The following is an 8,450-nucleotide window of genomic DNA, read 5'->3' as shown; positions in this document are numbered from 1 at the left end:
ATTTTCTCCAAAATTTTTTTGGAGAGCTTTTACTGTCTCCTGAAACTAACTACAGTGTTGGCTTGTAGGCAACAATGGATTATGCACTGTGTTGAAGGCAGACTTTTTGCTGGTACGGCTACTGCTTATTGATGTGGGGCTTAGACGGTAAGGTTATTCTTAGCCAAAGCTTGTTTCCCCGGCGCTCAATGGATACTCTTGTGTTTGTGGCTTGAAGCGTGTTGTTGGCTTCCGCTATTTTGCTATCAATGTCTGTCACTAAAATTGGTAACTACTCAGTTGGCATACCTCGACGTATTTTGATACAGTTCGGCATATCTTGAAGCTTAATTTTCTAGCCCAGTTTTAGCCCCAAAACAAAGATACAGGCTACTTTCCTATCTCTGTAATGGTTGTATTTTCAAGAAGGTGTCACCCGGATTTGAAGCGGGATAGAGGTATTTATACCTCATCCCCCAGTCCCAATGCGTGGTAATATATTTTCATGGCTGCTCTAATCCTTGCTATCGATGAACAAATTATTGGATGAAACGCTGTCAATCGAAACTGCTGAACGCATAAATAGCAGAGCTAGTACTCCCTTTCATAATGCTTACAAAGCAGCATTATCCACTGAGGGAGCAAGATATATTCAGGGATTTTTAGCTTTTGTGGGAAAGCCATACAGACCAATTGAACACAGTTGGATTGAATTAGGCGATACCTCTGAGGTACACATTGTCGATCCTACATTACCGCACTTAAACAAAAATCCCCAAGAACTCTGGTATTTTGCTGCACAAAAACTGACCGTTAAAAAACTCAAAGCCATCATTGAAGAATCAAAAGAAGATTATCCAGAAGATGAACCATTGCCAATCTATGGTGAGCCACCTTATGAATATTACGGTGATGTGATGTTGGGTGGTCAAGACTATTTGGCGGCATATCAAGCTGCAGAAGCTAAGTGCAAAGAAATCAACGAACTTAACCCTGAGAGAAACTAAATAATTCGTAACTCGCAATTGCGAATTATTTAATAAGATTTTCCATCACTGCCAAAGTACTCCCTATAGCCACAAATTTTGTCTCCACGCACATCAAAAGAAACTACTACCCGATTTTTGTAAGGCTGTCCGAACAAAAGTCCCTCATCCCGAAATTCAAAGACAGCCGTTGTTTTATTGTTGGTAACACGGTCTAAACCAGTTAGATTCAAACCAGGACTGAAGGCTTCAAAAACGTACTCGAAAAATTCTCTAGCTCGCTCTTTTCCCACATTCAAACCGTGAAATTTACCCATTGGAAACCAAAGGGTAAAATCTTCTGTAAGCATATCTAACAATGGTTCCCACTCTCCTGTTACCATACCAGATGTAAGATTTTCAAATGCCTGTCGAGCAACTTTTAAAGTATTTTCTGAATCTTGCGTCATTATATCTCACCTTTAATATCTAACTTTTATACAATTTTGCTTTTTGGGTTGTAAGATTACTACCATTAGTTTGTGAGTTTTGCTAATTAATATTGTAAATTTTACACATAATTTAATTAATCGTAAAAGTATTTGTGTCGTTGAAAGTCCGTTAATTGCCAAATTAAGGAGATGCATGATGTCCTATCGTGAAGTCATTATTCCAAAAGGGATGGAAATTCTCTTTGAAAAGTTTCATTATTGTCCTGGTATTAAAGTTGGGAATACCTTATATATTTCAGGGCAAGTAGGCAGAGATGAGAATTTGCAAGTTGTTAAGGGAATAGAAGCCCAGTTTGTTCAGGCTTTTGAGAATGTTAATCTGGTGCTAGAAGCAGGAGGAGCTACATTTGATAATGTAGTTGAAATGATTACATATCATGTGACTGGAACAGAACTAGGTGAACTTCAAACAGAAGCAATAGCTTCTAGTCAATCACCTGATATCATTCCATTTTTGCCAATTTTTATGCAGGTAAAAGACCGCTATTTCACCAATAACTTTCCTACTTGGACTGGTCTTGGGGTAGTCGGATTATCTACCCCAGGACTTATTGTTGAGATTAAGTGTATAGCAATTGTTGACAGCTAAAACCTGACAACTACTTTACCGCAATTTTTACCACTAAGTAGATATTCAACGGCAGCCGGAATGGATTCTATGCTGTTAAACTGGGTTGGGTCAACAGCAACTTTGAGTTTTCTAGAGTAGAAGAGGTTTAATAGGCGATCGCGTGCCTCTGCCATATATTCTTTATAATGAGGCATGAGAAAGCCTTTCACAGAAGCTGCTTTCCAAAATAGCTGGTGATAAATACGTAGTTGTGTAATTTCTTCCGCGTTTTTTGCGTATTCGGAGATAAAACCAACCACTACTAAGCGTCCCCTCACTGCCAAGTTTTCAACGCAGGTATCAAATATGGTTTTACCTACACAGTCGAAGATTAAATTAATCCCATTAGGGTATTCTTCCTTAAGGACTTGATTGAGGTTTTCTGTGCGATAGTTGATTATGCGATCGCATCCTAATTCTCTCAGTAAGCTTGCTTTCGCTTCAGAACTGCAAGTACCAATGACATGATTACCAGCTAATTTTGCCAATTGCACCGCAATATGACCAGTTCCCCCTGCTGCTGCTGTCACTAAAACCACTTCATTACTTTTCATCTCCCCTACTTGTTCCAGTGCAACCAAGGCTGATACACCTGTAGGCATTAGTGTTAGCAACTCTGGCGTTGCTTCCCGTACCTTCACCGCTAAGTTTGCATCGATAACCTGATATTCTCGATAACCACCACCACGTGCCGTAGTTATGACAGCATCACCAATTTGAAAATCTTTGACATTTTCACCGACAGTGATAACTTCCCCTACAGCTTCGACACCCAAATCAAAGGGAGGAATTAAATTAACATAAGGAACATCACCACGGCAAAGTAAGGTATCAAATCCACCGTTAACACCAGCAAATTTATTTTGAATTAAAACTTGGCTAGCAGCAGGTTGGGAAATAGGAACTTCAACAATTTCAATGGCAGATTTAAAATCTTGATTAAGTTGCTTTGCTATTAACTTTCTGTAGGTTGTTGCGTTCATTTCTAAATCAAAGCCTTATCCCACTCTAATTGATGAGCTAAACCATACTTGATAAAATCTTCTTCTTTAGCTTTATCGCTTTTACCAAAAACGCCTAAGCTGTAAGGATTATCTTGCATCCGTTGGATGACTTCCTCTTTTTCAAATCCTATCACTTCATCTCTAGGCTTATCCGGTTTAAAAAAGTCTACAACCAAGACAGTTCTATCATAATTGGTGTAATTATGTGGACAGTGGGGATAGCTATGATCTAAAACCAGGAATTTTCCCTCATGCCAATAAAGTTGCTCGTGACATATTTTCATAGCTACATCACCCTCTGGCACTATTAATCCTAAATAGCCGCGATTTGTATGAGGGTTATAGTTTACATGCAGCTTGATATCTAAGCCTGGATGGAATGTACCATAATATACATTTCTGATGATATCATCATCAATAAAGTTCACATTTTTTATTACATTAGCTAAATTCGGGAAATATTTCTCTCTTAATTCCAGTGCGTTTTTTGATGCTTCATCTGGCCCATAATCAGGATATTGTATTTGATAAGCTTGAATATATTTTTCAATAGACATACCTTGAAATAATATCCCAAAAGCGCTGTATTTTGATTTACCTTTAGTTTTAATTGTTTGGCTTTTCGGACCAAGAACATCGTAAGTAAATTTTAACTCATCATTAGATGCATTATTAATAAAGCGTATATACTCATCTCTAATCACTTGCCAGTTATCTGCAAAATTTTTGAGAAAAGTAAATTTATTTGGGTCTATATGATATTCATTAAAGCTTTCCATTGTCTTTTCTCCTGAAGATGATTTCATAAAAAACCGTTATATAATGATCAGATTTGGTCTTCGTCTCGATTCGATGTTGGAATTGCTGACTAAACTCATTTTAGTGTGAGGTCTACTGTGTCTGAAACTCCCGTATTAGATCAAATTATCAAAAATGTGCAAGTAGTTCGTCCCCACCAGGATGTAATCGAACTACTTGATTTAGGCATTAAGGATGGAAAATTTGCTCAGATTGCCCCTAATATTAGCCCAGACACAGGCAAACAGGTATTTGATGGCAAAAACCTGCTAGCCTTTCCTGGAGTCGTAGATGCCCACATGCACGTAGGTATCTATCAACCCCTTGACAAAGATGCTGTGACTGAAACCAAAGCAGCCGCAATGGGAGGTGTAACTACCAGCCTGAATTACATCCGTACAGGGCAGTATTATCTTAACAAAGGCGGCTCATACCGCGATTTTTTTCCAGAAGTTTTGGCGTTATCCACAGGTAATTTTTTTGTAGATTACGGCTATCACATTGCACCTATAGCTAGCCAGCATATCGATGAAATACCTTTATTGTTTGAGGAATACGGTATATCTTCGTTTAAAATCTTCATGTTTTATGGCGGCTATGGGTTGCATGGTTTATCAGACCAGCAAAACCTCTTTTTGATGATTAATAAAGAGGAACGTTACGACTTCGCCCATTTTGAATTTATTATGCGCGGTCTAACTCGCTTGATGGAAAAACATCCAGAAGCGCGAGATACTATCAGCTTGAGTTTGCACTGTGAAGTTGCAGAAATTCTCAATGCTTATACCAAAATAGTTGAAAATGATTCTAGTCTGAGCGGATTACACGCTTACAGTGCGGCGCGTCCACCTCATTCTGAAGGTTTAGCAATTTGCATTGCTTCTTATTTAGCCAATGAGACTAACTGTGCAAATATCAATTTGTTGCACCTGAGTTCGCAAAAAGCAATGGAAGCAGCTTTGACTATGCAAACTGCTTTTCCTCATATCAACTTTCGGCGAGAAGTTACTGTCGGACATTTGTTATTAGATGTCGATACTCCTAATGGTATTTGGGCAAAAGTCAACCCTCCTATCCGTCCCCGCGCTGATGTGGAATACTTGTGGCAAGCAGTACTCAATAATCAGGTAGATTGGATAGTTAGCGACCACGCTTGCTGTTCTGCTGAACAAAAAAGAAGTAATAAAGACCCGAATAATATTTGGTTAGCAAAGTCTGGTTTTGGTGGTACAGAATATTTACTTTCTGGTGTATTTAGTGAAGGTAGTAAGCGAGGGATGTCTTGCAACCAGATGGCTAAGTTGCTGTCTTGGAACCCATCTCGGCGCTTTGGCTTGTTACAAAAAGGTGATATTGCTATTGGCTATGATGCTGATTTGGTGTTGGTAGACTCGAATGAAAGCTTTGTGGTACATGCTGCTGAGTCGGAATCACAACAAGGTTATACACCCTTTGAAGGAGTGGAGTTAACTGGGCGGGTGAAGAGTACTTTTTTACGCGGAAATCTTATTTACAACAATGGGCAAGTTTTAGGTTCACCCACTGGACGTTATTTAAAAAGAGCATAGAGTTTTAAACACTTGTATTGTCCAGAAACTCTATAACTACCTTTGATATTTCTTCAGGGATTTGGTTCATCATGCAGATAGTTCCACCTGCTAACTCTACAACCTTAGCGTGGGGAATTGCTTGTGATAGAAAATATCGGTCTTCTGCCAGTGCTAAACCTAATTTTTGAAATTCTTCTACATCGTCAATTCCCCAGACTATAAGTGTAGAACACTTGATTAAAGTAAACCTTTGGGCAGCATCCATACAGTAATTTCCAACTGCCCAAACTGCGTACAAAGGATAGCCAAAACATTTCAAATCATCTAAAACCCAACGATGATTCAAATCAGCAGAACCTACGTATCTTGAACGGGCTAACCATCTTTCCATCAGGTGCGAACCGTCTTCTTTAATGAGGAAACCCTTCTGAAATCTCCTCATTAAATCTGCTTTTCCTGCTTCACCAAAACCAGCAACGTTACACAAAATTAAATTGTTGACTCTTTTCGGGTAAGCTGCGGCTACTTCTCCAGAAACGAAAGCGCCTGTATGGTTTCCCAGAATGTTTGTTTTTTCAATACCTAATTCATCCAACAGGGCAATAACAGTTTTAGCGTAGTCTGCCACTGAATACAATTTGGGCGGTTTATCAGACTCACCAAAACCTATGAAATCCATCGCTATCACGCGGTACTTTTTTATTAAAATGGACATTAATTCCTTATATTCATCACTACTACGGGGGTTCATATGCAGTAGCAATAAAGGCTCTCCCTCACCGCCAATCCGATAAAGAATTTGTCCATCTTCAGTGTCTAAAAAAGCTCGCTTGATTGGTTGATTCATAACACCCTGATAAATTTAGGATTTATGTCAGCTTTCATTTAACCTCTTCAGCAAATTACCTTTTCTGTGCTACTGTTTGTAGCCATTCAATCAGAGGTCTTAAGCTTCCTGGCAATGCTGACTCACTGACAGTTACCGTATGCTGCTTACCGTTATCTTCTACTGTTAACTTATACTGAAAGCGATCGCTCTCTTGATTTGGCGAAGTAATTAGTTCAGGTAGCCTAAATAAATCTGCAATTTCCACCAGTCGGGGAAGTGTTGCAGCTTCATCTGGCGGGAGAGTGTCTGTATCAACGGTTGTCTTTTTGCTGATTCCAGCAAAGCCGCCTGTGCGCTCAAAGGATACCCGCATTTTTTTGCTCTCCGTTGTGTTATTTAGTTTAAATAAATATTTAAAATAGGAGATGATAGTTCTCACCTCCCACTTTAGCAACAATACACAACAGATATATAGTAATCACGATTTGATTCCTGTTCGCGTAGCGTGGCGTAGCCATAATTATCTGCGTAGGTAGGAAACAGAAAATAAGGGTATAAATGTGTACTGAATCTTGTTCAAAAATCAAATAGGAGTCCTATATCAGTCCTGAGTGTTGAGTCAGGTAGTGGAAGATATTGACTATTTATTCCTAACTCCTAACTCCTCACTGAACACTTCTAGATAACTCCTACCTTTTGCCAAGCATTCTGTACAGCTTTTTGCTCATCACTACCATTACCGTAGAGTTCGCCAGCAACTTGAATGGTGACGTTGGCAGCTTTTTTAAAATCTGCTTTAGCATTCAAGCGATCGCGTAAAGTTATATACCAAATTTTACCAGCTTTTTCCCAAGCATAACCACCAATCCCAACAGCCGTTAAATAAAAGGCATAGTTAGGAATTCCTGAGTTAATATGCACCCCACCGTTATCATCAGTACCTGTATATTTATTTTTTACATGGGCTGGTTGAGGATCTTTACCCAATACCGGATCGTCATAAGCTGTTCCTGGTGCTTTCATGGAGCGGAGGGCAACACCTTTGACTGTTGGTACTAAAAGACCTTGTCCAATCAGCCAATCTGCTTCTTGTGCAGTCTGATTTTTGATCTTCTGTTTCACGAGGGAACCGAAAACATCAGAAAACGATTCATTTAGTGCCCCTGGTTCGCCATAGTACTGTAAACCAGCTTCATACTGGGTTATACCATGAGTTAGTTCATGCCCAATCACATCAATTGATGTCGTGAAGCGTTGAAACAGTTCTCCGTCGCCATCACCATAAACCATTTGGTCGCCGTTCCAAAAGGCATTGTCATATTTAACGCCATAATGCACGGTGGAGTCTAAACGTAGTCCTTTGTCGTCAACCGAATTGCGATCGAATATTTCATGAAACAAGTCATAAGTAGCACCAGCAGCATCGTAGGCTTCATTCACTGCTGCATCACTGCTGGGAGGATCTCCCTCACCCCGCACTAGTGTACCAGGGAGTTGCTGGCCATATTTGGCATCGTAAATGGTGCGACGTTTTTCACCCGGAGAAGGTGCAAATGAGACATTACCTACGACATTTCTCCGTCCCAGAAATTGCGCCGAAATATTTAATGTATGAAAAGCCCAAGTCCGTTGCTGGGGATTGCCATTCAGCACGACATTTTTAAGCATGTGGGGCGGGACAATACAACAAATCGGGCATCTAGAGTCAAGTGGATGCTCATACTCGAAGCCGGCTGATTTCTTTTTATTTCGAGCCATCCAAAATATTCTCCTTTTGAAACTAAGTGATTCTTACAGTGGCTTTAACTCCACTGGAGAAAGAAGCCGAAAAACGAATTTAAATCGCGTGTTTCTGTGATCTTTTCTGAAGAAAATTTTCTCATCTGTATTTTCGGATAGGTGTGTGAAGGATGGATAGTACCCTCACGGAGTACTTTTGATGTGGAAATATTGCTTTAAACAACAGAAGGACAGCTTAGATACCGCAAGTTTCAGCGAAAATCCTTGGTTGAGTTAGCAAAACCTCCTTCACAAACCTAACGCGCTTATATATTAGTTCTTATCAAGGGAAATAATGTTATTTATTGCTGTTTTGTTACCATAATGCTGCTAATCTTATAAATACCCATTGTGGACAGGTAATATCGTGTCTGCTTACAAAATTATGGCGTTACATAAATGCGGGATGATTTTCTGGTTGAAA

9 protein-coding genes are annotated in these 8,450 nt (G+C 39.5%); 3 read left to right on the top strand and 6 right to left on the bottom strand.

Annotated elements, in window-relative coordinates; all coding sequences use genetic code 11:
- Positions 1-509: 509 nt before the first annotated feature.
- Positions 510-986 (top strand): hypothetical protein, encoded by a 477-nt coding sequence (locus V7K42_RS12780; RefSeq protein ID WP_334916670.1) that lies wholly within the window; start codon positions 510-512, stop codon positions 984-986.
- Between the two features lie 29 nt (positions 987-1,015).
- Here V7K42_RS12780 and V7K42_RS12775 read toward each other — a convergent pair whose 3' ends face one another.
- On the bottom strand, positions 1,016-1,414 hold the full coding sequence (locus V7K42_RS12775) for a nuclear transport factor 2 family protein (RefSeq protein ID WP_334916668.1): 399 nt from the start codon (positions 1,412-1,414) through the stop codon (positions 1,016-1,018).
- 79 nt (positions 1,415-1,493) lie between these two features.
- Here V7K42_RS12775 and V7K42_RS12770 point away from each other — a divergent pair, with 79 nt between their 5' ends.
- Entirely contained in the window at positions 1,494-2,045 is a 552-nt protein-coding gene (locus V7K42_RS12770) for a RidA family protein (RefSeq protein WP_334916666.1), read from the top strand.
- Here the strand turns inward: V7K42_RS12770 and V7K42_RS12765 are convergent.
- A complete protein-coding gene (locus tag V7K42_RS12765; protein ID WP_334916664.1) occupies positions 2,042-3,049 on the bottom strand; it encodes a zinc-binding dehydrogenase in 1,008 nt (335 codons plus the stop codon). The two genes, V7K42_RS12770 and V7K42_RS12765, sit on opposite strands and share 4 nt — an antisense overlap.
- A gap of 2 nt (positions 3,050-3,051) precedes the next feature.
- On the bottom strand, positions 3,052-3,849 hold the full coding sequence (locus V7K42_RS12760) for an aspartyl/asparaginyl beta-hydroxylase domain-containing protein (protein ID WP_334916672.1): 798 nt from the start codon (positions 3,847-3,849) through the stop codon (positions 3,052-3,054).
- Between the two features lie 117 nt (positions 3,850-3,966).
- Here V7K42_RS12760 and V7K42_RS12755 point away from each other — a divergent pair, with 117 nt between their 5' ends.
- Positions 3,967-5,436 carry an amidohydrolase family protein gene (locus tag V7K42_RS12755; RefSeq protein WP_334916662.1) on the top strand — a complete coding sequence of 490 codons (1,470 nt, stop codon included), beginning with the start codon at positions 3,967-3,969 and terminating at the stop codon, positions 5,434-5,436.
- 4 nt (positions 5,437-5,440) lie between these two features.
- Here V7K42_RS12755 and V7K42_RS12750 read toward each other — a convergent pair whose 3' ends face one another.
- The 3 genes from V7K42_RS12750 to V7K42_RS12740 all read right to left on the bottom strand — a co-directional run bounded on the left by V7K42_RS12750 (position 5,441) and on the right by V7K42_RS12740 (position 8,005).
- A complete protein-coding gene (locus V7K42_RS12750) occupies positions 5,441-6,265 on the bottom strand; it encodes an alpha/beta fold hydrolase (protein WP_334916660.1) in 825 nt (274 codons plus the stop codon).
- Positions 6,266-6,320: 55 nt separating this feature from the next.
- Positions 6,321-6,620 carry a protealysin inhibitor emfourin gene (locus V7K42_RS12745; RefSeq protein WP_334916658.1) on the bottom strand — a complete coding sequence of 100 codons (300 nt, stop codon included), beginning with the start codon at positions 6,618-6,620 and terminating at the stop codon, positions 6,321-6,323.
- A 305-nt stretch (positions 6,621-6,925) separates the two neighbouring features.
- Positions 6,926-8,005 (bottom strand): M4 family metallopeptidase, encoded by a 1,080-nt coding sequence (locus V7K42_RS12740; protein ID WP_334916656.1) that lies wholly within the window; start codon positions 8,003-8,005, stop codon positions 6,926-6,928.
- Positions 8,006-8,450: the final 445 nt, after the last annotated feature.

The organism is Nostoc sp. (assembly GCF_036917455.1).
Classification (GTDB): Bacteria; Cyanobacteriota; Cyanobacteriia; order Cyanobacteriales; family Nostocaceae; genus Nostoc.
This window is presented reverse-complemented; position numbering and strand designations above follow the sequence as displayed.